At 47.9% G+C, this 23,886-nt stretch carries 19 protein-coding genes; 5 read left to right on the plus strand and 14 right to left on the minus strand.

Going from position 1 to position 23,886, the window contains the following annotated elements:
• Positions 1–2: 2 nt before the first annotated feature.
• From DXT99_RS16815 to DXT99_RS16830, 4 genes are all read right to left on the minus strand, one after another.
• Complete coding sequence (locus DXT99_RS16815; protein ID WP_115566744.1) at positions 3–1,832, minus strand: M2 family metallopeptidase; 1,830 nt, start codon at positions 1,830–1,832, stop codon at positions 3–5.
• Positions 1,833–1,987: 155 nt separating this feature from the next.
• Entirely contained in the window at positions 1,988–3,322 is a 1,335-nt protein-coding gene (gene rmuC, locus DXT99_RS16820) for a DNA recombination protein RmuC (protein WP_115566745.1), read from the minus strand.
• A 238-nt stretch (positions 3,323–3,560) separates the two neighbouring features.
• Positions 3,561–4,553: a zinc dependent phospholipase C family protein gene (locus DXT99_RS16825; RefSeq protein ID WP_115566746.1), complete on the minus strand. Its 993-nt coding sequence runs from the start codon at positions 4,551–4,553 to the stop codon at positions 3,561–3,563.
• 90 nt (positions 4,554–4,643) lie between these two features.
• A complete protein-coding gene (locus DXT99_RS16830) occupies positions 4,644–6,023 on the minus strand; it encodes a DEAD/DEAH box helicase (RefSeq protein ID WP_115566747.1) in 1,380 nt (459 codons plus the stop codon).
• 256 nt (positions 6,024–6,279) lie between these two features.
• Between DXT99_RS16830 and DXT99_RS16835 the strand changes: the two genes are divergently transcribed.
• On the plus strand, positions 6,280–7,383 hold the full coding sequence (locus DXT99_RS16835; RefSeq protein WP_115566748.1) for an AI-2E family transporter: 1,104 nt from the start codon (positions 6,280–6,282) through the stop codon (positions 7,381–7,383).
• A gap of 6 nt (positions 7,384–7,389) precedes the next feature.
• On the opposite strand, the gene DXT99_RS16840 is transcribed toward DXT99_RS16835, so the two are convergent.
• Entirely contained in the window at positions 7,390–8,175 is a 786-nt protein-coding gene (locus tag DXT99_RS16840; RefSeq protein WP_115566749.1) for a hypothetical protein, read from the minus strand.
• 314 nt (positions 8,176–8,489) lie between these two features.
• A complete protein-coding gene (locus DXT99_RS16845; RefSeq protein WP_115566750.1) occupies positions 8,490–11,282 on the minus strand; it encodes a TonB-dependent receptor in 2,793 nt (930 codons plus the stop codon).
• 447 nt (positions 11,283–11,729) lie between these two features.
• Between DXT99_RS16845 and DXT99_RS16850 the strand changes: the two genes are divergently transcribed.
• Positions 11,730–12,224 carry a DUF2062 domain-containing protein gene (locus DXT99_RS16850; RefSeq protein WP_262511367.1) on the plus strand — a complete coding sequence of 165 codons (495 nt, stop codon included), beginning with the start codon at positions 11,730–11,732 and terminating at the stop codon, positions 12,222–12,224.
• Positions 12,225–12,333: 109 nt separating this feature from the next.
• Here the strand turns inward: DXT99_RS16850 and DXT99_RS16855 are convergent, their stop codons facing one another.
• The 4 genes from DXT99_RS16855 to DXT99_RS16870 form a co-directional block, all read right to left on the minus strand.
• Positions 12,334–13,212 (minus strand): OmpA/MotB family protein, encoded by an 879-nt coding sequence (locus DXT99_RS16855; RefSeq protein ID WP_115566752.1) that lies wholly within the window; start codon positions 13,210–13,212, stop codon positions 12,334–12,336.
• Positions 13,213–13,512: 300 nt separating this feature from the next.
• Positions 13,513–14,391 (minus strand): bifunctional transcriptional activator/DNA repair enzyme AdaA, encoded by an 879-nt coding sequence (locus DXT99_RS16860; protein WP_115566753.1) that lies wholly within the window; start codon positions 14,389–14,391, stop codon positions 13,513–13,515.
• 101 nt (positions 14,392–14,492) lie between these two features.
• Positions 14,493–15,212, minus strand: a complete 720-nt coding sequence (locus tag DXT99_RS16865; RefSeq protein ID WP_115566754.1) for a tetratricopeptide repeat protein — start codon at positions 15,210–15,212, stop codon at positions 14,493–14,495.
• Positions 15,213–15,291: 79 nt separating this feature from the next.
• On the minus strand, positions 15,292–16,020 hold the full coding sequence (locus DXT99_RS16870) for a tetratricopeptide repeat protein (RefSeq protein ID WP_115566755.1): 729 nt from the start codon (positions 16,018–16,020) through the stop codon (positions 15,292–15,294).
• Between the two features lie 207 nt (positions 16,021–16,227).
• Here DXT99_RS16870 and parS point away from each other — a divergent pair, with 207 nt between their 5' ends.
• From parS to DXT99_RS16885, 3 genes are all read left to right on the plus strand, one after another.
• A complete protein-coding gene (parS, locus tag DXT99_RS16875; RefSeq protein ID WP_115566756.1) occupies positions 16,228–16,650 on the plus strand; it encodes a type II RES/Xre toxin-antitoxin system antitoxin in 423 nt (140 codons plus the stop codon).
• Positions 16,647–17,114 (plus strand): RES family NAD+ phosphorylase, encoded by a 468-nt coding sequence (locus DXT99_RS16880; RefSeq protein ID WP_115566757.1) that lies wholly within the window; start codon positions 16,647–16,649, stop codon positions 17,112–17,114. The genes parS and DXT99_RS16880 overlap by 4 nt, the downstream gene beginning before the upstream one ends.
• Positions 17,115–17,272: 158 nt before the next feature.
• Positions 17,273–18,532 (plus strand): alkaline phosphatase family protein, encoded by a 1,260-nt coding sequence (locus DXT99_RS16885; protein ID WP_115566758.1) that lies wholly within the window; start codon positions 17,273–17,275, stop codon positions 18,530–18,532.
• A 101-nt stretch (positions 18,533–18,633) separates the two neighbouring features.
• Here the strand turns inward: DXT99_RS16885 and DXT99_RS16890 are convergent, their stop codons facing one another.
• From DXT99_RS16890 to DXT99_RS16905, 4 genes are all read right to left on the minus strand, one after another.
• Positions 18,634–19,251, minus strand: a complete 618-nt coding sequence (locus DXT99_RS16890) for a hypothetical protein (protein ID WP_246000793.1) — start codon at positions 19,249–19,251, stop codon at positions 18,634–18,636.
• A 376-nt stretch (positions 19,252–19,627) separates the two neighbouring features.
• Positions 19,628–21,016 (minus strand): MBL fold metallo-hydrolase RNA specificity domain-containing protein, encoded by a 1,389-nt coding sequence (locus DXT99_RS16895; RefSeq protein ID WP_115566759.1) that lies wholly within the window; start codon positions 21,014–21,016, stop codon positions 19,628–19,630.
• Between the two features lie 41 nt (positions 21,017–21,057).
• On the minus strand, positions 21,058–22,392 hold the full coding sequence (locus tag DXT99_RS16900) for a cytochrome P450 (RefSeq protein ID WP_115566760.1): 1,335 nt from the start codon (positions 22,390–22,392) through the stop codon (positions 21,058–21,060).
• Positions 22,393–22,669: 277 nt separating this feature from the next.
• Entirely contained in the window at positions 22,670–23,695 is a 1,026-nt protein-coding gene (locus DXT99_RS16905; RefSeq protein WP_115566761.1) for an N-acetylmuramoyl-L-alanine amidase family protein, read from the minus strand.
• Between the last annotated feature and the right edge of the window lie 191 nt (positions 23,696–23,886).

Below are 23,886 nucleotides of genomic sequence, written 5' to 3' on the forward strand. Positions count from 1 at the left end.
AATTAAATCGTGTACTTCCTGCCTTTGTTCTGCTCTTTCAGATAATCCATCAGCGGCTGGAAGTAATCTACCATGGCACGGGCGCTAAGTTCTTCGCCGGTTTTCTCCTTCAGCATCTGGCGCCAGTCTGCTGAGGCACCCGGGTACATAATGTCACGGAGGAAATCACCCACTTCTTTCTTACCGTAATAGTTGGTGGCGTGCGGGTCCTGGTTCAGAATGTTCTTGGCGATGTGGTCATGCAACTGGAACAGGATAACATAGCTAAGGGCATAGTCATAATACTGCGCTGCATCATCGTTTATATGTGTTTTAGTGGCAGGATCCAGGTACTGCTCTCCACGCTCAGTCGGCGGTACAATGCCCTGGTATTTTTTTGCCAGCTCCCACCAACGCTTGTTCAGTTGGTCAGCCGGCAGGTTCTCAGCATAAAAGTCATGCTCCCACTCACTCATAACACCGGCGGAGAAAGGAATGAACGTAACATAACTCAATGCTTCTTTCAGCAGCGCCTGCACCTCATCGGTCTGCGCATCTTTTTCTATCAGGTTCAGCTCAGCCAGGAAAGGTTTTTGCATTGCCGCCAGCCCCATTAAACTACCGATGGCTTCGTGGTAGGCACGGTTGGCACCACCACGCAGCAGCACAGGCACATCAGGGTTCGTATATGTCATATAATAGTAGATGTGTCCCAGTTCGTGGTGCGTTGTCTCATACCACTCCGAATTAGGTTCAACGCTCATGAGGCTGCGTACATCCTTGTCCAGGTCCAGGTGCCAGGCAGAAGCGTGGTTGTTCTTTTTGTAATTCACCCCCTCCGGCAGCGGATACAAGCTTGATTTAATGTAGAAAGTTTCAGGCATAGCAGGGAAGCCTAAGCTGGTATAGAACCGCTCCCCCTGCTGCACCAGCCACTCGGCACCCTTCGGCTTCAGGGCTGCATCCAGGTCAATGCCTTCCACATTTATCATCGCGCTCCAATCCTGGCCCCAGCGGTTTGGCAGCCAGTGAGCGGGCAGGTACTCCGGCACCTCCTTTACGCCGTACTGCTTTGCCAGTTCGTAACGGGCATAGGTGTGCAGCTCGCGGTATAGTGGGCGCAACTCTTCATTTACCTGCTGCATCAGGTCCATCATCTCTTCGCGTGTCATGCCATAGTCAGAGGCCTGATAAGAGAAATAGTCGTCGTAGCCGAGGCTTTGTACCGTTTGGTTGCGCAACTGGCGCAGGTTAAGCAGGCCTTCTCTTAGCCCCGGTCCAACTTCTTTACTTGCTTCCCATGCAGCCTGGCGCCGCTTCACGTCATTCTCGTTCCGAAGCATGTTATCAATGTCGTTCGTGCTTACTTCCTGCTCAAACACACGATAGTTGAAGCCATATAGCTTTTCTGTCTGCTCTGTTTCTGCCTTGATGCGGGCTTTTACCACGTCCGGTATTATCTGCGGGTTATTGGCACCTGTATAAAGAATAGCCTCCAGTTGCTTTACCTGCAGTGCTGTCAGTTGGTCTTTCTGATCAAGTAAAGCCTGGGCTTTCTGTATGTTTTCCGCACTTCCTGTGTAAGTGGCAAAAGCTTCGTTGGCACGACGCGTGGCCGCTGCATTGGTTGTATCTCCTTCTACAATGCGGGTATTAGAGGCCCATTCTGCTTCAGCAGATTTAGTATAAAGGTCCTGGTATGTTTGGGAGTACTGGTCTAAGAAAGCCTGTGCATCCTGCTGCACAGCGGTTGCTTCTGCAGTTAATTCTGTACCAGCTGTTTCAGTTTTCTGGCTGGAGCAGGAAGAGAATATTATAGCGGCGGTGAGGCCGGTGAAAATAAATTTTTTCATGAAGTGCTTTTGTCGTTAGTCGAACTAAATATACAATTCTTGTATAGGTAGTGCAAAAATCATGCAGCAGCTATTGTGTCTGCCTGTAATGGGTTTAAGGGTTAATCAAAACAGTAGTAGTGGTGCTGAACAAAGAACAGATAATTTTCCTGCTTTTATTCAACTTCGTTTGGCAATTCTGTTACCTGCGCTTCCTGCAGCAGGTGATCATCAATTGTCTTGCTTGTCTTAGCACCCAACTCGCGCAGAATCTCCACACGGCGTACTAAGTTGCCTTTGCCTTCGGTGAGTTTGTTCATAGCGGCATTGTAGGAGCTTTGGCTGTTATCCAGGTGCTTGCCGATAGTCTTCAGGTCGTCTACAAAGCCCACAAATTTATCGTATAGCTTGCCGCTTTCCTCTGCTATTCTAATCACATTGCGCTTCTGGTCTTCCTGGCGCCAGACACCGGCTACGGTGCGTAGCGTTGCCAGCAGGGTAGAGGTGGTGACAAGTACAATGTTCCGGTCAAACGCATCGGTAAAAAGGTCGTGGTCGTGCTGTAGCGCCAGACTGAAAGCGGGTTCCAGCGGGATGTACATCATCACAAAATCAGGGGAATTAATGCCGCTGAGGCGGTGGTAGTTCTTCCGGCCCAAATCTGTGAAGTGGGTGCGTACCGAATTGATATGGCTGCGCAGGTATACTTCCTGCTGGTCTTCATCCTCACAGCTGCAATAGGCTTCGTAAGCCATCAGCGACATCTTAGAATCGATAATAAGGTGCTTACTGTCGGGCAGGCGCACAATCACGTCTGGGCGGTAGACTTTGCTGTCGTCGTTCTGGCGTACTTCCTCGCGCTCATAATGCACTCCTTTGCGCAGGCCGGACTTTTCCAGCAGGCTTTCCAGCAGGTATTCGCCCCAGTTCCCCTGCGTTTTGTTTTCGCCTTTCAGCGCACGGGTCAGGTTGATGGCATCCTGGCTCATTTGCTGGTTCAGGGAAGCAAGTTGTGTTATCTGTTCCTTTAATGAAATACTGTCTTTCAGTGTTTTCTCATACGTCTGGTCAACCTTTGCTTCAAAATCTTTGATGCGCTCTTTCAGCGGCATCAGGATGCGCTCCAGGTTTTCGGAGGAGGATTTGTTGAAGTGCTCGGCGTTCGTCATCAGCACCTGATTGGAGATGCTCTGGAACTGCTGCAGGAATTTTTCACGCAATTGTTCCAGTTCCCGGCCCTGTTCCTGAAGGCGGGATTTCAGGTGTTCGTAGTCTGTCTCTGTTTTAGTAAGGGCATTGGTTAGCTCCAGTGTCTCCGTCTGTGCTTCACGCAGCAGCACTTTCAACTGCGCCAGTTCTTCTGCCTGTTGCTTTGCCTGCGCCTCCAGCACGCCCTGCGTTACAGCCGCCTGGTTGGCTGTTTGCTGCAGTGCTTGCTGTTTCCCCTTCAGCGCCATGTAGGCTACCACCAGTCCTCCTAAAAACGCAGCTATTCCAATGAGTATCTCCATAGTGTAAAGGTAAGTGATTTTAGTATTCGCTGCTAAAGATTTGCTAATGTTATTAGTTTAGGTAGGTAAGCATATTTTCAGATAGCAGCGGGTTAGCAAAACAGAAAATGACCATTGAATGATGAGAGGCAGGGGTAGGAGTCAGGGGAGCTTTTACAGCCTAGATAAATTGTAGGGCACAAAAAAGCGGCTATACCTATCTGGGTATAGCCGCTCCATATTTCATACAGCGAAAAAATTATTCCTTATCTGCTTTCTTGGCTGCGATAACAAGATCTTTCTCAAACAACTCTCCTCTCTTAAAGGCTTTCTTCTCCTGCTTCAGTTGTTTCTTCTCAGCCTTAGTGAGTTGCTGGTACATGAGCTTGTCCATGTCCGGCTTGCCACCGTCTACCCAGGCTGTGTACCAGAAGTTGGCTACCTCTTGTGCGGCGGCACTCATCTGTTGTTCTACCATACTTCCTAGTCTCTGCTGATACGCCTTTGCGAAGTCGTCGGAATAGTACTGGCGCATTTTGCCGTAACGCTCCACCCGATCATATTTAGTTTCGTCGGTAAAGTTTTTACTCACCTCACGCTCATATTCCAACGTGTTTGGGATTAACGAATAAGTATTGCGCACTACTTTCCAGATCTGCTTTTCAGCATTTGGCAGGTATTCAGCTTGTTTTGCATTCAACTTATAGGTCTGGGCAAACATCTCTGGTAGTTTAGATTCCCACAGGCTGTGCATGCCTTTCTGCTCTGTCAGCTGGCCATCGTAGTTAACAGTGGTATGCAAGGGCACATGAGCATCCGCGATGTAATGCCCTAAATCAGCAGAGTAGTACAGGATGCTGTCTACATTTTGCTGCTTAAATGCATTTGTTAACCGTTCCTGCATCACTACTACGTGCCACGGCACAATGCCATATTTCAGCAGGGTATCAACGGAGTACTGCTCGGCTGCGGCTTCCCAGGCTTCGGGCATGGTGTTGATTGCTTCTTCCCCAAATACATCAATATCAATAAAGTGGCGCGGTGCCTCCGTCGGATCATCATTTCTGCGCTCGTCAGGACGTATGGATTTAGCTATCATATAATTTTGATGCTTGTAATAAAAACCCTGTAGCTGCTTTGGCAGGTTGTAAATAGCAAGCTGGTGCACGACCTTATGTCCAAAAAAGCCCCACCCGTAGGAGAGGGCACTGCAAACCAGAAGGGTTATAGCAAGGAGTGAAATCTTTTTCATTTAAGTTGGTTGTATAAATCAGGTGCAAAAATAATGCATCCGCTTTGAAAAGAGAGCAAAAGCCGTGCAAAACAATTGTTAAACTATTGGCTATTTCACAATTCCCACTTTATACTTACGGCCTTTAATTTTGCCCTTGCCCAAACTTTCAATGGCTGGTTGAGCAACGTTGGCAGGAACAGCAACAAAGCTTTGCCGATCCTGTACTTCAATTTTGCCGATCTGGTCAGCTTTCAGGCCTGCCTCGGCTATGAGGGCTCCTACAATATCTTTCGGGCTTATTTTGTCTTTGCGGCCGCCATTGATGTAGATGGTTGCAAAAGCCGCTGCTTTTTCTGATGAGGGCTTTGCTGAAGACTTTTCCAGTGCAGCCACAGAAAGCCATTCGTCTACTTGCTGCAGGTTCCATTCCCGCAGTTTTTGCTCATCACGCGAGGTGATGATGGTATAGACAGTACCTCCCTTTCCTGCCCTCCCTGTGCGACCGCTCCGGTGCAGATAAGAGGCAGCGTCATCAGGAAGCTCTACATGGATGATGTTTTGCAGCACGTCAATGTCCAGTCCCCGTGCTGCCAAATCTGTAGCCACCAGAATCCGGGTGCTGCCGTTACGGAATAGCGTCATCGCCTTATCGCGGTCTGGCTGTTCCATTCCGCCGTGCAGTGCCCTGGCCGAAAGTCCCTGCGCCTGCAATTTTGCAGTGAGTTCATCGGCAGTGGCACGCGTGTTCACAAAAACGACAGTGCCTCCTGCTTTCGTACTGCGTAAAAGCTTTGAAACAACCTCCTGCCGTTGGCCCTGCTCTACTTTGATGCCGATGAGCTTTACCTGGTCTGGAATGGTGGTGGAGGTGGCTTTTATAAACTGTGGGTTGCGAAGTGAATTGGCAATCAAAGCTTTTACGCCTTCCGGCATGGTAGCCGAAAAAAGTATCGTTTGGCGCCTGCCGGGCAAGGAGCCGATAACCTGATCTATTTCTTCTTCAAAGCCCATTTCCAGCAACTTATCTCCCTCATCTAAAACGACTTGTTTGGTATGAGTTAAATCTAAAGTTCTGCGGTTGAGGTGATCTGTAAGGCGACCGGGCGTGCCAATCAATACTTGCGGCGGATGGGCAAGTGAAGCCCGTTCCTGAGAAAAAGCATGGCCACCGTAAAAGGCGCTTATCTTAAGGTTCTCTATATTTTTGCCCAGCTGCTTGAGTTCCAGGCGCACCTGCACGGCCAGTTCACGGGTGGGCACAATAACCAAGGCCTGCACCTGCTGCAAGGTAGTGTCGATGTTGTGGAGTATAGGCAGTCCGAAGGCTGCTGTCTTGCCGCTGCCTGTTTCGGCCTGCCCCGCCACATCCTGCCCCTGCAAAAGCGCAGGAACAGCGCTTTCCTGAATAGGAGTAGGTGCTGTGAAGTTCAGGTCCTGGAGGCTTTGCAGCAACTCCGGTTTAAGCGCTAAATCTTTGAAAGAGGCCATATGGATTGTATATAAGCGCAAAGGTACGCATTTAAGCGGCGTATCTACGGGTACGAAGCATCAAAGCATCTGTTCTTCATCAGCAGACTGAACAGCAGAGTTTATATTTTTTTAATTTCATGTTACAGTTCCTGTCAACAAATTTTGTGGTTTTCAGCCTCCTTTATTGTTGTGCATCGCTTTTCTTTTCTACATTTCTTAAACTCGTTAAAAAATATATATAACAAAAACACTACTAAAAGCAGTAGTAAGGGATATGGAAAAAAAGCAAAGCCGACTGCAGCAACTCACCATAATATTGCTATTCGGCCTTCTGCTGGTCTATGTGCTGGTAGAGGCCCGGGATTTCCTTTACCCGGTATTTATCGCTGTGCTGTTTGCGTACCTGCTGTACCCTGCCGAGAAGAAGCTGGAGGACTGGGGAGTGCCTCGTATCCTTGCTAATTTTATCACCGTAATCACGGCCATGGCTGTTTTTGTAGGGTTATTGTTTTTTCTCTACAGGCAGCTGACAACATTTTTGAGTGACTTTCCTGCACTGCAGCAAAATGCGATGCAAAACGTTGATATACTTCAGCAAAACTTAGAAGAAAAGTTTGGGGCCAGCGATCCAGAAGATGAACAGTGGCTACGACATCAGGTAAACCAGGCTTTGGAATTGAGTGGTGGCTTTATTGCAGACGTACTAATGACAATGACCAGCACTATTACGAAGATTGGCCTGATGCCCGTATACATTTTCCTGATGCTGTATTACCGGAATAAGTTCGAAAATGTCATTTATCGCCAGTTGCCGTCTTACAAGCACACGAAGGCAAAGCGCATCATAGATGAAATTTCACATGTGACGAAGAATTATATGCGGGGGATCGTCATTGTAATTCTTATTCTGTGCGTCATCAACACATCCGGTCTGCTGCTGATAGGAGTAGAATATGCCGTCATGCTAGGGATAATGTCTGCTATCATGAACTTTATACCCTATTTCGGCACATTGATTGGAGGTGCTATTCCTTTAACCTATACGCTGCTGGTGCAAGGCTCTCCTCAAAAAGCACTTTGGGTATTGCTGTTTTTCCTGCTGGTGCAGTTCACAGAAAATAACATTCTTACACCCAACATCACAGGTAGCCAGGTAAACATCAATCCGATGGTCACTATCTTGAGTATTGTGATAGGAGCCATGATTTGGGGCCTGCCCGGTATGTTTGTCGTTGTTCCTTTTTTGGGTATGTTTAAAGTATACTGCGATAACCAGGATGATATGAAAGCTTGGTCGTATATGTTGGGTTCAGAAGGAACAGAAGAACACGCCCTTACTATTGGGAAAATCAAGAAATGGTTTAAGTCAAAATTTTAGGATAAACTATACTCCGGAAGAACCTGAAGGAGTAACTGCCGCATGAACTGGTGTGGAAGCGGCAGTGGTTCCGCTGCTAAGGAATATTTTGCGCAGCGAAAACAGGTGCAGTGCATAAGCCAGGGGAACCAGCACTGCTGGTAAAAACACGATAGGGAACTGTGCAACAAGCGTATTTGCAGGCTCGTTCATGAACACCCGGAATGGGGATGGGGTGGATAGTATAGCGGTTGCCACGATGTTGAGCAGCAAAGTCAGGCCAAAGATATTCCAGACAATAGCTACGCCTTTCAGGTTACGTCCCCGGCCGTAGCAGAGCCAGGCAACAACAGGTGCTGTCAGTCCCGTGAGCACATCCCAGTTTCGCCCCTCAAACGTCATCTGAACTGGTGTGAGCCCCGCAATGAACTGTAGCCACAGGAAGATTTCTACCGGCACCCGGAATACCTGCAGCATAATGAGCCAGTAGCTTGGTACATGGGCCAGGAATTGCCGGAACGAAGAACTGAATGTGAGCCAGACAATAGCGATGAGCGGAGGCAAAATGATGAGCAGCAGGCGGGGAGGAGTAGCGGAAAAATCACCAAGTATACTTTGCAGCGCCAGTGCACTGGAAAACACCACCCAGGAAAAGAGAAGGGCAGCTATCAGAAGGGTGCGTCTGTTTGCTCTCTCAGCCTCCCAGCCCATACGCAGGAGCGTTTGTCTTGCTCCATAAATAATCAGGGCAAGGCAGATAGCAGTCAGCACCACAAATCCTGCCCGGGCAACAGTGAAATAAATGGATTCCATCGCTTTTTATAGTTGAGTATAGTAAACTTGGATACAACCTGCTACTGATATAAAGTATTACCGCAATTGGTCCTCAATTTGTCTAAAGTGGTAAAAATGTTTCAGCATTTACCTTTGCTTCAGCTATCATCTCCTGAAAAGCTGCTGTATTTTCCGGTAGTACATTGCTATAGCTAATGTATAGAAAATCAAGATGAATTACAATGAATAGTTAGCTGGTAACCAATACGCTGCACTTAAAGTGGAAGGCACTATAAAGCAAATGCCCGGCTGTTATACCGGGCATTTGCTTTTGATGAATCGAAGTAAAATTCTTAGTTACCTGGTCGGCCACCTCTCCAGTTGCCGCGCTCGTTCTGGTTTCCATCCATGTTTTCAGGCAGCTTACCGGAGTAATTGCGGATGTTGTAGGTAAAGGTCAGCATGAAGTAGCGCTGCAGTACGTTTGTCTGCACATCTTCTATATAGTCGGAGCGCACGTTACGCTGCACGCTTACGTTCTGGTTCAGCAGGTCGTTTACACTTAAACTAACTTCGCCTTTCTGGTTCTTGAATACTTTCTTGCTGATGCTCATATTCCAGAGCAGGTAGTTCGGATCAAGACCGGCAGATAATCCGGAGTTATACTGGTGGTTTAACTCTGTACGGTAAACCATCCCTTTCCAAAAGATCCAGTTATAGCGCAGTTGCGTTGACTGGTTGAAGTAGTTATTATCCTGGTTCGTTAGCTGTGTGTTCTCTATGATGTTATAGCTGGAACTTGTGGAGATGTTAAAATCGATTTTCTCACTGATGTTGCTGCTAAGCGATAAGCCTAACCTCATGTTGGTAGAGTTGGCATAATTCAGCTGATCGTTGTTCAAGCCCGGTATTCTGGCATAGCCTAAGCCACCGTTTACATTGAAGTTTGCATTTATAAAGCTTACCGGCTGACCGTAATTAAAGAATGACCGAACATTGTAGTAGCCATCTAAATTAACCGGCCGGGTTAAACGTGCACCCTGTCCTAAGGCAAAGTCATCGCTCAGCCTTATCTCATCCCGCAGGGTAAATGTGCTGTTGGCAATGTAGTTCTGCGTGATAGAACTCATCAAGAAGACAAAGAATACTTTATTTGTTTCCGGATCGAAGTTTCTGTAGCGCATCATCAGCCTGTTCTGGAACGACTGATCCAGGTTTGGATTACCGATGCGGGCCTGCACCGAGTTAGACGGGTCATACACATCCTGCAGTTGTTCTACAGAAGGGGCATCGGTATTGGCGCGGTAATCGAGGAAAAGGGTTCTGGTTTTGGAGAATTTATACTCCAGTTGTGCTGATGGTAGAATGCTGTGGAAAGTACGGTCAAAGTTCAAAACCCTTGGGAACTGCTGGTCATTTTGCAGCTGCGCATGCTGGTACTCCACTTCCACCTGCAACCTCATTTGCTCTGTGTTGTACTGATAGCCCAGTTCTGCTTCCTGCGTCAGGTACTGACTTTTAAACGTACTGGTGAAGATAGTATCCAATTCGCTGTACCTGCCTGTCTGCTCTTCGAAGCTGTAAGTTCTTCTGTCAGAGTCATTGTCCCTGTTTCCGATTTCATACTCCAGCTGTACCCGGCTGTTTTCACCTATTGGCTCTGTGTAAGAAACGTTTCCTTCCCAGGAGAAGCCTCTTCTGTCTGTATCAGAATACTGTCTCAAGTCAACGTTTCTGCTTTCACCATCAAAGTAAGTCGTATTAGACACCCTGTAATAGTCTCCGTTGTTGGAGCTGTAGTCTGTTCTGAGCCTTGTAGAGAAAACGCGCCCGGGCTTCGTGAAGCTGTGGCTGTAGAAGATGTTATTGTTTAGGTTAATACTCGCATTGTCTGAATTAGAAATGTCCTGCGTCTCGTTTAGCAGTCCTTCATCCCAGTTTGTTGTACCAAAGAGGCTAGTATTGGATCTATTCTGCTGAACTGTTATGTTCGGCGTAATCAGCAACCTGTTTCTTTCATTTATTTTATAGTCGAGGCGCATATTAAAACGATGCGAATTTTCTACAGTGATGTTGCTTCTGTTTTCGGTGTAAGTCTGACCAGGGAATATAGGCTGCGTGAAGTCCTGAAAGCTGTAGCGTCTCTCATCGAATTCTCTGTTCATAAATGAATAGTTGCCGCTTACCTCCATTTTGTCACTCCACATGTCGCTATAGTTCACACCAACCATGTTAGTGGAAATGATACCATTTGGCGTTCGGCCACCCCAGCCGCCTCTTCGCCCACGCATGCCACCACCGGGCGTTTCACCTACGGAGAAATCAAGCATGTTAATGTTGTTGGAAAGCCCTGTTACCGTAAAGCGCCTGTCTTCGTTGAAGAAGTTAACAGCGGCTCCCACCATATACCTGTCATCGGTGCCATAACCAGCCGACACTTTACCAAACTGACCTTTTCTCTTGTCTGGCTTTGTGACAATATTCATCGTTTTTTCGCGGTTGCCATCGTCAAAGCCACTCATCTCTGAAGCATCGCTTCTTCTGTCAAAAATCTGCACGCTTTCAATTACCTCGGCAGGTAGGTTGCGCAGGGCAGCGTCTGCATCCTGCCCGAAGTAGCGTTTTCCGTCCACAAACACCTGCTGTACGTCCTCTCCCTGTGCCTGTACCTTACCATCCTGTATGGTTACGCCGGGCATTTTAGTAACCAGGTCCTCGGCGCTGGCATCGGGAGCAGTTTTAAAGGCTCCTGCGTTGTACTGTGACGTATCTCCCTTCTGGTCACCCAGCGGAACCCGTCCCACAACCTGTACCTCTTTTATAGCCGTGGCTTCCTCCTGCAAAGAAAGTGTACCCAAATCAACCGATTTTCCCTGTTGCTGCACGGCGCGCGTGAAGTTCTGAAAGCCCAGGTAATTTATTCTAAGTGTATAATCCCCCGCCGGGACACGTTCAAACCGAAACTTACCCTCTGAATCCGTTATAGTTGTGTTAGGTGTATCTGAATCACCTTCAAGAATAACAGTGGCGCCTGGCAATGCTGTGGCGTCGGATGCACTTTTAACTGTTCCAAATACGGCGGCACTCTGCGCATACGCATTTACAATAGCGCTAATCAAAAGGAGGGTAAGTAATAATTTTTTCATGCAGACTGGTGTTTATCTGTTTGTTTATTTTTAGACATGCCGTTTTCATAAAAGTTTAATTTGGTTCCAAAATATTATAGAAAATAATATTTTTTGACTCTGAATGAAGTCTTTTGTTCTTGTAATTACTTGATTATCAAATCAATATGACTATGTGGTTTGGGTGTGGTGGGGGGAGGTTTTTGTTAGGGCGAGCGTATAAAAGCGTACTCTTTTTTAAATATCAGCTCATACTTATTTGAAAAATCACTTTACGCAGGTTTTTTACCAGCCTTTCAACTTTTAAAGTAAATGTACTGTTGGTAAAATAACCTGAATGCTGACAGGTTACTTTTGTGCTGATATAGTATAATAGTTGCTATACCGGCATAATTTGAATGCCACGGCTTTTTTGTAATTTCTCATCAAGATTGCCGTTTAAGTGTCGTATTAATCAATCTAACTCCTTTGTCCATTTCAGGCGTTATATCAAATTTTTTTAAGCGGAGGGTTAGTCAACCTGTACTTAACCTGCTAAGACAGGGCATGACGCCACGCAAACTGGCTGCCACAGTAGCTGCAGGCACAGTGATTGGAATCATGCCGGCACTGGGGCTTACCACCATACTCTGTACTGCCGTTGCAGCACGCTTCCGGCTTAACATAGCCGCTACTGTTCTGGTGAGTTATCTGGTGCAGCCGCTGCAGTTGCTGTTGGCGCTTCCTTTTATCCGGATGGGCATCAGCCTGTTTGGTTTATCTGAACTTCGGCTTTCTATAACTGAGATGCAGGCTATGTTCAAAGCAGACTGGTTGTATGCTTTAAATAAACTTTGGCAGGCCTGTTTAGCCGGTGTTTCAGTGTGGGGACTTATGGCATTGCCTCTGGGAGGACTACTGTATGTGTTGCTATTGCCTGTCTTTAAGCGTGTGCTGCCAAAACCACAGGAGTCAGTTGTTTAGGAAGAGGAACGGAATTATTGTGAGTCAGATAATTAAAGCTTAGCAAAAGCAAAGGCCGGCTACACGTAAGCCGGCCTTTGCTTTCAGGAGACATAAGTCTTCTCTTATATCATGTCGTCTCCAGAATCTGGAACAGCTCATCCAGTTTAGGAGTGAGGATGATTTCTGTGCGGCGGTTTTTCTGACGTGCTTCTTTGGTGGTGGCTCCGTCGAGCGGTATATATTTGGAACGGCCAGATGGCGTTACGCGCTGTGGGTCAACACCGGCAGTAGCCAGTATGCGCGTTATTTCAGTGGCGCGAAGCACGCTCAGGTCCCAGTTGTCCTGCATGCCTACGGTTCCTTTTGAAATCGGCACATCGTCTGTATGGCCTTCCACCAACACATTCACGTCTTTCTGCTCTTTAAGCACAACCGCCAGCTTTTTAAGGGCATCTACTCCCTTCGGGTCCACTTTGGTAGAACCGGAGTTAAACAGCAGTTGCTCTGCCAAAGACACATATACTTTTCCGTTGCGTACGTCGATGGTCAGGTCTTTGTCGTTGAAGCCTAGGAGGGCGTTGCTCACTCTGCTGCGTAGGTTGGCCACGGCTTTGTCCTTTTCATCCAGGATGCGCTGCAACTCTGCCAGGCGCTGCTCGCGTGCCTGCAGGTCTGCATTCAGCCGTTCGATCTGAGACTTGCTCATGTTAAGGTTTTCTCCCAGCGTTTTCCCCTCTTTCAGAGCCTGAGCCAGGCTTTGCTGGTACTCCGCTTTTTCCTGCTCCAGCAGCGCACGCTCCTGCTCCAGGTCTGCTTTAGCCTCCTCAAGAGATGCTTTCTGCTGCTCCAGCGTTGCTTTCTCCGTTTCCAGGCCAGACTTGTCGACCTCCAGGGCATTTTTCCGGGCCATCAGGTCCTCGTACTTCTTTTTCGATACCACACAAGAGGATAGGGCCATGCTACCTGCCAGCAGGTAGACAGACACTCTCAGTAGATTCTGTTTCATATATTTTGGCTAAAAGTTTATCAAAGGATGATGAACAAATATAGTAAAATATGATACACCTGATCAGGAAGGTTTTCAATAATTTATATTTCCCTCCAAGCTAGTGTCAAGCCTGCGGGCGGGCGTGAAACTGCCTGTGCCAGAGGCATGGTCTATAGCTCCTGCACAATTATAAAGTAGTTTCTTGTACTACTTAACTTTAGGGCTCCCGGACCAATACACTAATCAGCAAGTTGTTATATAGAACAAACAACAGCGGCGAAATTGGACTGCAGAAGATTAGTCTTTACTTCATTTTGCTTAAGTACTTTCCTCAAAGAGGGGTAACTGCTGACTTGCTATAATTTCTGGTATTTCCTCCCGGTGCTGCGCTGCTTCCCAGCCAATCATAGCCATCTTGCGCTCGCTGCCCCAACGGTACTCGCCAATGCCGCCCACGCTTTTAATAACCCTGTGGCAGGGGATGAGGAAAGCAATGGGGTTACTGCCGATGGCGGTTCCAACTGCTCTGCTGGCGGCTGGGTTTCCGACTTCCCGGGCGAGAGTGGAGTAGGAGGTAAGCTGCCCTTCCGGTATGCGCAGCAACGCCTCCCATACTTTGAGTTGAAAAGGAGTGCCCTGCAGGTGCAATGGCAGTTTCTGCTGTGGCTTAAGCTGATGCTGGAAGAATTGATGCACCTGCTGGTGCAAAGCCTCCTGCCGGAGGTGTAAAGCCGCTTTTGGCCATTGTGCCTGTAGGTCCGCCAGCGCATCCTGTTCGGACTTGTAGAAGTGAAGGTGGCATATTCCCTTTGCGGTGGAGGCTATGATATAATCCCCGAACTGGCAGCTGCCCAGGCTGTAACTGATCTGCAAAGCCTCGCCTTGCCTTTTAAAATGGCCCGGGGTAATGCCTTCTATCTGTAGAAAAAGGTCGTGCAGGCGGCTGGTGCCGGAGAGACCGCTACTGTCTGCCGCCTCTGCAAGCGTGGCTGATTGCGCCAGTGCTGCTTTGGCATGGTGCAGTGTGAGGTACTGCAGAAATTTTTTAGGGCTTACGCCTGCCCACGCAGTAAACACACGCTGAAAATGGAAGGGGCTCATACAGACATGTGTAGCTATCTCGTCCAGGTCAGGCTGCCCCTTTGCCTGTGCCCGAATATAGGTCAGGGCCCTGGCGACTGTTTCATAGTGGTTCATGCTGTGAAGTACCGAAAACCGTGCATCACTGTCAACCCGATTCTTGCTGATTTCGGGACACTATAAAAAAAGCCCCTGCTTGTGTGCAGAGGCTTTGCTGTTTATTCGTTGCTGCTGGTTGGTACGCCAGACCGGAAGAAGCCTTTCGGATCCGGCATCTGGTCCGACAATTCCGTTATGAAGTTATAGTCAATCTGCGTCATGTTTATTGCGCGGCTCTGGTGCAGGTAATCCCAGGCATCGCTGTACTTCTTCTCATAGAACTTCACTTTCGAGAGGTTGTAAAGCGCAAAAGCATTCGCCGTGTCTGCCGTGATGGCTTCAGAGAGATACTTAGTGGCTTTTTTGAGATCTTTCTTTTTCTTTTTGCCTTCACCGTATACTTTCAGGTAAGTGGCAGCGATATCTGAAAGCAGTAAAGAGTTTTTCGGATCATACCCAAGCGCTTTCTCATAATGTTTGATTGCCTCTTCGTTTTGCCCTTTGGCTGAAGTAACCAATCCAAAAGCCCAGTGGGTGTCTTTGTTGTCCGGGTTCAGGAGCCAGGCCAGGTTAAAACGGTACACGGCGGTATCAATCTGCCCTTCGTTCATATATTCCCAGCCGCGCTCCATAAAGAAGCTGCTGGCTTCCTGTCGGCTGGCAAAGCTCTTGTCGCAGCTGGTCAGGAACTTCTCATCCTTTTTCTGCTGCTCTTCTGTTTTCGCTTTTCCTCCAAACATTGGAAGCACCTGCGGGTTCTGCTCAGCTGGCTGCTCCTGCGCAAAGCTCATGGAGGTGGCACAAAAAATGGCGACGGCGGCTAAAAGTAGTTTTTTCATCTTCAGGATTTATTCGATGTAAAGCAGTTAATAAGGCTGCTGAAATATAAAAGTAAGTTAATGTCTACTATTTCGCAAGCTACAGCACCTGTTGCGCTGTATACAGGCCCTGTGGATCTTGTTGCTTTTCTAACAGGGCAGCAATAAAGGCTTTATCTGCTATATCTTTGTCGCGTTGGATGCTCTTGTGCAGATAGCTCCAGGCGTTGCCATACTCCCGAAGGTAATAACAGTTAATGGCTAACTTGTAATAAGCATCCGCCTCGTTGGGAGAAAGTTGCACGGCCTGCTCCAGTAGCTTTTTGCTTTGCACCAGGTCCTCCGGGTCCGCTTTCACATAAAAGCGGCTCAGATGGCTGGTGGCTACATCGTTGAGCAGGCGCGGGTTTTCCTTGTCATTCTCCAGCGCGCGGTAAAGCAGGAACAACGCTTCGTCATACTTTTGTTCCCGCCCATACACGATGCCGTATCCCCAGAAGATATCGTTGTTGGTGCTATCCATCAGGTAAGCACGGCCAAACAAGTAGGAGGCTGAATCCAGTTTTTCGTCGTTGAAAGCACGCTGGGCTTGCAGCACATAATACTCACTAGCCAGTTCACGGCTCTTGAACCGGTCCACGTTCTCCTGCAGAAATTTTTCCTGCTTTGCCTTCGCTTCCGGTGTTTCCGGCTCCATTACCGGCACTACGTCGGCCATGGAGAGTGTGGGGTGCTTAGGCGTATTATTACTTTCTGTTAGTGCATTCTGGGTGTTGCAGGCACTTATACCTAAAGCAAGGCCAACTGCCGCCACCATATATTTTCGCATTGATACTACTGGTTGTTTGGCCTACGTAACGTCTGACCAGCAGAAATAGTGCTTTTTCAATTAAAAACAAACCTATACCGGCAGGATGAGGTGGCGCATAAGACATGTTTTAACCGCACAATTGGGTTCCCTGTAAAACTATTTTGCGACAATTGTCGTTTTAATTATGACAAGTTTCTTATATTTGAGACATAAACGAATTAAACCATGGGACAGGCACTCACCAGCGATATAAGCTACAAGCAAATTGACGACCGGGACGTATTTATGCTTATCAGCACAGTACGGGAAGGAATCAAATATGCCTTATTTCAGTACATAGCCGACAAAAGCCCTTTCAGCACCACAGAATGGTCTAATTTCCTGCACCTGTCGGAGCGTACGTTCCAGCGCTATAAGAAAGACAAGCGCACGTTCGACCCGTTGCACTCCGAGAAAATACTGGAGATTACGCTGGTATATAATAAAGGAGTAGAAGTGTTTGGCGACAAAGCAAACTTCGATGCCTGGCTCGGTGCGAAGAATGTGGCTTTAGGAGGCATTAAGCCAAAAGAGCTTTTAGACAGTACCTTCGGCATCGGGTTGCTGAAGGATGAACTGACACGAATTGAACACGGCGTATTGGCATGATCGTGTACCGCCTCAGCAGGGGTAAATTCAGGAATGATCTTTCTGGCCGTGGGGCCGAACTGGCAGGTGGCCGCTGGAACAGCAAAGGTATTGCTATCCTGTATACGAGCGAATCCATTGCCCTTTGTACCGTTGAAATAGCCGTACACATGCCCTTAGGCATTGTACCCGCTGATTACTATCTCGTGCGCATCCATATTCCGGATGACGCCCCCATCAAAGAACTTGCTACCGAAGAACTACCCACAGACTGGAAGAGCTTTCCGCACGCTAACAGTACACAGGAAATAGGGGATGCTTTTGTATTGGAGAGCGAACACCTGGTGCTGAAAGTCCCTTCGGCCACTGTACAGGGCACCTATAACTACCTGGTGAACCCCCGTCACGCAGATTTCGGAAAAGTAGCAACAATAGAGGCCGTGCCATTTGAGTTTGACAAGCGCCTGTTTGTGAAAGAAACCTGATTAACTGCTATTTGGAAAGACAGCGTGCTTTATTATAAGTATGCTATTGCTACTCCGCCATTGCCTGCACGATATTTCAAATTCACTGCCTTGCGAACTTAATTCTAAAATAATACGGGGTGCAGTTTTGCAATGGATTTTGGAATTACCTTTGTCTTATGAAAAAGTACCTCCTCCTTTTGTGCATCTTAGCAGGGGTAGCCACCGCCTCCGCACAGGTAGACATCACTCAGAAAGTAGTTTCCAACAGGCAGAACAGCCCGGAGCAACAGCAGAAGCCATACGTAATAATGATTTCGGCAGATGGCTTCCGGTACGACTATGCCGACAAATATCAGGCGCAAAACCTGTTGGCTTTGCGGGAGCAGGGCGTGCAGGCGGAATCGATGTTGCCATCATTTCCTTCCAAGACTTTCCCAAACCATTATACCATCGTCACGGGTATGTACCCGGCCACGCATGGCCTCATCAACAATTACTTCTATGATCCCCAGCGTAAGGAAAGCTATTCTATGCGGGACAGAGATAAGGTAGAGGACGAAAGCTGGTACGGCGGTGTGCCACTCTGGGTACTGGCGGAACAGCAGCAAATGCTGAGCGCCAGTTTCTACTGGGTTGGTTCTGAGGCCCCGATACAAGGTGTGTTGCCAACGTACCATTACCAGTACAATGAGGCTATTCCTTTCGGAGAAAGAGTGCAGGTGGTGCTGGATTGGCTGAACCTGCCGGAAACTGAGCGGCCGCACCTGATAACATTTTATATGCCGGAAGTGGATCATGCTGGCCACCGCTATGGCCCCGACGCCCCGGAAACAAGAGCAGCCGTGCAGGAAATGGATGAAAACATTAAAAAGCTAACAGATGCAGTAGCATCAACAGGCCTGCCGGTAAACTATATCTTCGTGTCAGATCATGGTATGACACAAATTGATACTGAAATTACTTTGCCTTTGCCTGCTGCCGTGGATACGGCGAAGTTCCTGGTATCGGGTGGTGGTATGGTGGTGGAACTTCACGCGAAAGATAAGAGCGCCATCAAAAGCATGTACAGAAAGCTAAAGCAGGAAGCAAAGGATTATAAAGTATACCGCAAAACAAACATGCCCGCCCACCTGCATTATGGAGCCAAAGACGATGTATACAACCGGGTGGGGGATATCCTGCTGCTGGCAGAAGCGCCAAAGGTGTTTCATTTTTCAACGCACAAGCCAGCACCGGGAACGCATGGTTATGATCCGGTATCGGTAAAGGACATGCATGCAATCTTTTATGCATGGGGGCCGGCCTTTAAGAAAGGAGAAAGAATTCCGTCTTTCCAGAATATACATGTTTACCCGGTAGTGACGGAGATACTAGGCTTAAAGTATAGCCACAAGATAGACGGTAAAAAGAAGCTGGCAAAGGAAGTGTTGCAGTAATGTAAGGCAACAGCCTCGGAAGTTTAGTGCCAATGCATAAAAAAGCCTGCTCCATAAAATAATGGAGCAGGCTTTAATTTAAAAAGATAGAATTTTTGTTACTAGTTGTTTCTGCCTGGCAGGTAAATCTGAAGACCTATTGCTACTGACAATCCAGTACCAGTATTGTTATCAACATCGATATTAGCACTGCTTCTGATTAAGTTAAGCGTTCCTTCCAAAGCCACATTGCTGGCCACAAAGTGAGCATAACCTGCTCTTACGCCATATACCCGCGAGAGAAAGGCATCATCTTCACTGTCTTCGTCCGAGCTACCCGCAAAACCAAGAACAGCCTCACCAAACCATCTGTGCGTCGGTGCTGCACCTTCCGGGAAGTAGTAACGCACAAACGGCGTCAGGCCATAGCGCCAGTTTTCACCACCGTTGTAGATGGATAAGCCAAGCTGAGCCGACGCACCAATAACGGCATTGTCACTTATGAAATAACCTGCTCTCGGCGCAATGTCAAAATTGAAAGTGGTTGATTTAAAATTAAAGCCGATGTTACCGATGTCTGCCCCAACAAGCCAGTTACCCTGCTGTATAGCGTCACTTGATACAGGAGCAGTTGTCTGAGGCCTCGGGAGGTCTTGTACGCTTTGCGCAGTTGCACCAAATGTTAGTGCAAGCAATAATGCTGGAAGTAAAAATAAACGTTTCATAGTTTTCTCTTTCATAGGTTTAAAAATTGTATCAATATTTTTTATTTACAATACATATATGTAAACGCCATAGAAGCATAATTGTTCGGAAAAATGGGTAATACGACTATTTTCAAGTGTTTTAAGCCTGTAAATCAGAGGCTACAGGATAGGTGGTTTCTAAAAGTCAATTGCATGAAACAAATGCCGCTGCTACCGAGGGGTTGGTTTGGATCATAACAAAGGATAGAGGCTTTACAGGAGAAAGCTGGCGATGTTATTGATCTAATTGAGGACAATAAAACTACGTCCGCTGAGGCTTTGCTTTGAAACCTTGCCTTGTGCAGGAATTGTTTTTTATACTTCATGCGCAGGCCTGGTTAACAGTACAAGCTACTTAAACTAACGCCAATCAAAGCTCATACACCTTGTTTAGCTCTGTTGCGGTTACAGCGCAGTCGTAGGTGCCTTCTACTTTCTTTTTAAGAGCTTCTGTAGCCTCTTTCTCTCCATGGTTGAGAAAGATGTGTTTGGGTGTTTCCTTAAAATGGCCTAACCACCAGAGCAGATCTCCCTGGTCGGCGTGTGCAGAAAGAGAGCCTATCTGGCTGATCTCAGCATGGACCTGGAATTTCTCCTCGTCAATCTTTATTTCATGTGCACCATTGCTTAACTGATGGCCGCGCGTACCGAAAGCCTGGTGCCCCACCAGCAGTACTGTGTTTTTGCTGTCGCCCACCAGTTGCTTCAGGTAATACAGCACGCGGCCTCCCGTAATCATACCGCTGCCTGCAATTATGATTTTGTTTTTGGGTCCGTCCTCGTCCAGCACATTTAACGTTTCTTCAAAGCTTTGCACGATGTTTACATTCTTCGTCAGGCTATCGCATTCATCTTCAGAGAGATTGTGCCAATCGCGGTGCTGCTGGAAAATCCTGGTAACATCGGCTCCCATCGGTGAGTCAAGATATATAGGAATAGAGGGAATGCTCTTTTCGTCCATCAGGTTGTTCAGAATCAGGATAATTTCCTGAGCCCGTTCCACCGCAAAGCTGGGGATAACCAATGTGCCGCCTTTTTCGAAGGTTCTGTTCACTACCTCTTCCAAAGCCTGGTAAGGAGACACGGTGTCATCGTGCAGCTTATCGCCATACGTAGACTCGAGTATGAGGTAATCTGTTTCATCAATGGAAGTGGGAGCATCCAGGATAAGGGGTACACGCTGCCCCACATCTCCGGAGAAAACAAACCGATGCCCCTCCACTTCCAGCTCTACCATGGCAGAACCTAATATGTGTCCGCTTTTCTGAAACCGGAACCGCAGGTCGTCATCCACCTGAACCCACTCATTAGCAGGGTGTGTCTGGAAAAGAGTTATCGTGCGGTTCACATGCTCTTCCCTGTAAAGCGGCTTCAGTGGTTTTTTGCTTTCGCTGCGTCTCTTGTTGGCTTCCCTGGCATCTTCTTCCTGTATGCGCGCACTGTCCTGCAGAATCACTTCTGTGATGTCACGGGTGGGGGTGGTGGCGTAAATGGGGCCGCTAAAGCCTTTCTTCACCATCACAGGAAGGTAGCCACAGTGGTCAAGGTGGCCATGTGTGAGGATAATAGCATCCAGCTCGGAAGGTTTGAACGGGAGCATCCTGAGCTTGTTCAGTTTCCGCTCTGACTTGTTGCCTTGGAACAGGCCACAGTCAATAAGCAGCTTGCGTTTAGCTGTTTGCACTAACGTTTTTGAGCCTGTCACGGTGCCTGCTGCGCCAATAAACTGCAGCTGAACAGAGGGTTTATCTTTTGCCATAGAAGCTGTTGCTAAAATGATTCTGTACCTTCTCTTTATAATTATCCAAGAAATGGACAGCGTTGTGGTGCAGCGGTTGCAGCGTGTGATGCTGCTGGTGGAACAGACGCAAAAGCAGCAGGCAACTTACCTGTTCTCCTCACATTGCTGATGACAAAGCCACTCTTTGGGTAAGTTGGCATTCTTCTGAGGCTGTAGTGCAGGTCCTGGTTCGGCACTCTGTATTCAATGGCTTCTGTCAGAAAGGCAACGGCCTGTTTCATCACTTCAATCGTAATCCATTCTCCGGCGCATCGGTGGCCGCTATCGTAGTCACCGCCGCCCTGTGGTATAAAGTCGAACTTACTGCCTTTCCAGTACTTAAACCTTTCGGGTGAAAAAGCAGTCGGCCGTTCCCACAGCCGTTCATCGTGCAAGGTGCCGTACACGTCCAGCAGCACCAACTGACCTTCTTCAAATTCATACCCCTGCCACTCAAAATCGGATCGTGCACGAGCGCCTAAGAAGGGAGCAAAAGGATAGTATCTTCTTACTTCCTGCACAAAATATTCCACATAGTTTTCTTCACCGGCCAGTATTCTTTGCCGGTACACCGGAAACTGGTGCAGAGCCAGGGCGGAAAATGTGATGTATCGGGCAATAGCCACAATCGGGCGGATCAGGTTGATGAGTTCTACGGCGGCCATGTGCTGGTCCAACAGCTCTCCGTTGAGGTCACGGTGCCAGGCGACAGTATGAGCGGGTGTTCCTTCCTGTACCTGCAGTTCACCGTTTCTTACCTGCTCTATAATACGGGCGATCCATTTCTCACTTCTGATACGGGCAAATCTGCCGCGCCAGTGCCTGGGGCCTACAGCGCCAAAGGCATCTACTCTGGCAACAAAGTCATCCGCACGTTTGCTAACCTCCGACTCCTTAAGTGGTACGCCGGTCCAGGCACAGGCGCCCCGGCACATAATTTCCCGCACCTCATCAAACAGTACCACCCGGTCCATCGTCTCCCATTCAAGGGTATAAGCCTGCCATTGTGCCGCCATCAGGTCTAGTAGCCGCTTTATACTTTCCTGCGACATCACCGACATAAACATTTCCTTCCGGTGCCGGTGTGCGGCATCGTCCATAGTATGCAAGGCGTTTTCCCCTGTCAATGTTTTCTGCACCCTCTTGGGCACAGCACCATTGCGCTTGAAGTACTCATTATCGTAGAAGAGTGCTGCTCCCTCCGGGCCGTGCAGGCAGACCACCTTCTGAAGCAGAAGCCTTGTTTCAAAGATGTCTGAGTTAAATTTCCGGAACCGTCTCTGCAGGAATGGAAAGCCCTCCAGAAGTAGCTTTACGGAACTGTCTAAGGTTTTCTCTTTCGGAATGTTTGTCATAGCTAAAGAATAGTAGTGTAAGGGGCGCTGATACAATGCCACTTCCCAGCAATACAGTGGGGAGGAGACTTGTAAAGTTAACTACGGACGGCAGGGGGGGAGGTTATGGCCTAAAACCATCGTCGCTTATTTAAAAGCGTTTCTTAAAGCTGAAGGATTAGCCTGGTATAGCTGGCTAAATGAATTATGGAGCAGAAAAGGATAGTTGCAGTAGCTTTGCGAAATTATGATAGTAAAAAGCAGATGGGCAGCTCTTTTTGAGCTACCCATCTGCTTTTTACCGTGACTTATAGTCAGAAATAATGCCATCGCAAATCCAGTTGGCAAGTGCCTGCCGGTTGTTTGCGATGACGAATCGCCTTTGGTCTAAATCGTTGCGAATATTGCCAAGCTCAATAAACACGGTAGGCGGATGCGTGTATTTGATGACGTACAGGCTGCTGCGATGCGACACATTACCGAAGTAGTCGCGGTTTGGCTGATAGCGTTTATACTTTGAAGTAAAGGTCTGGTGTATTGCTTCTGCCATTTTCTGGCCCAGTGCACTGTTCTCGTGGTGGTAAAAGAACACATCAATGTTCTGGCTCTTGCTGCGGCTGTCTACGTGTATCGCGAGCATGCGCTGATAGGCACCTTTATGCTGTGCGTACAGGTTGTTGATGGCCCGGGTGCGCTGGCGGAGACGAGCTGTCTGGCCATGGGCTACTTTCTCGTTCGGGTAATTGATTTCATCGGTATCCATCAACAGCACATTTTCATCCCGGATGCCATCATTCGGGTCCTGCACAATCATGTATACAGTCGCGCCATGCTCCATCAGCACACGGGCCAGCCGGATGGTGACATCATAGGCATATTCATCTTCGGCCAGCTGATAAGAGCCGTATTTTCCGACAGCGCCCGGATCGGGGCCGCCATGCCCGGAAGACAAGTAATAAACCGCCCCTTTTAGTTGCTGGTCTTTAATTTCTACATTCGCATATTTTTTGCCGAACAGCGAAACGTCCATCCCTTTTGGCACTGCTGCTTTGCTTGTTGCTGTAGCAGGGGCATTGGCAGCTGTCTCAGAGGAAACTGATGGCAGCAAATATGTTTTCCCGGCAAAGAGGCTGTTGTCTTTTCCTATATTTTTCTGGTTTAGCTCCAGAAAAGAATTGAGGTGATTCGAAAAGTCCAGCCCATGCCGGCGAAGCAGGGTGTAAATTCCATCCCCTTTTTTAGCAACAACCTTTAGATAAGAGTCCTGGCCATAGGTTGTCAGGCTGGTAACAAGCAGAAATAACAGCGTTAAATATGTTTTCAAAACATCAGACTTTTTCGGCACACGACATATTTCAGGCGATAATACTAAAAAAAATCAAGGAAGGAAAATAGAGGGATTTTATGTCGGGTTCCTGTTTTACTAGTTGAAGTACTCACTTGTCTTGTATAACAAATTGCTTATCAGTAGGATGTAAGGTTGGTGAGTGAGGCAAAACAGAGCCGTAGCGGATG

It is taken from the genome of Pontibacter diazotrophicus (assembly GCF_003367245.1).
Lineage (GTDB): Bacteria > Bacteroidota > Bacteroidia > Cytophagales > Hymenobacteraceae > Pontibacter > Pontibacter diazotrophicus.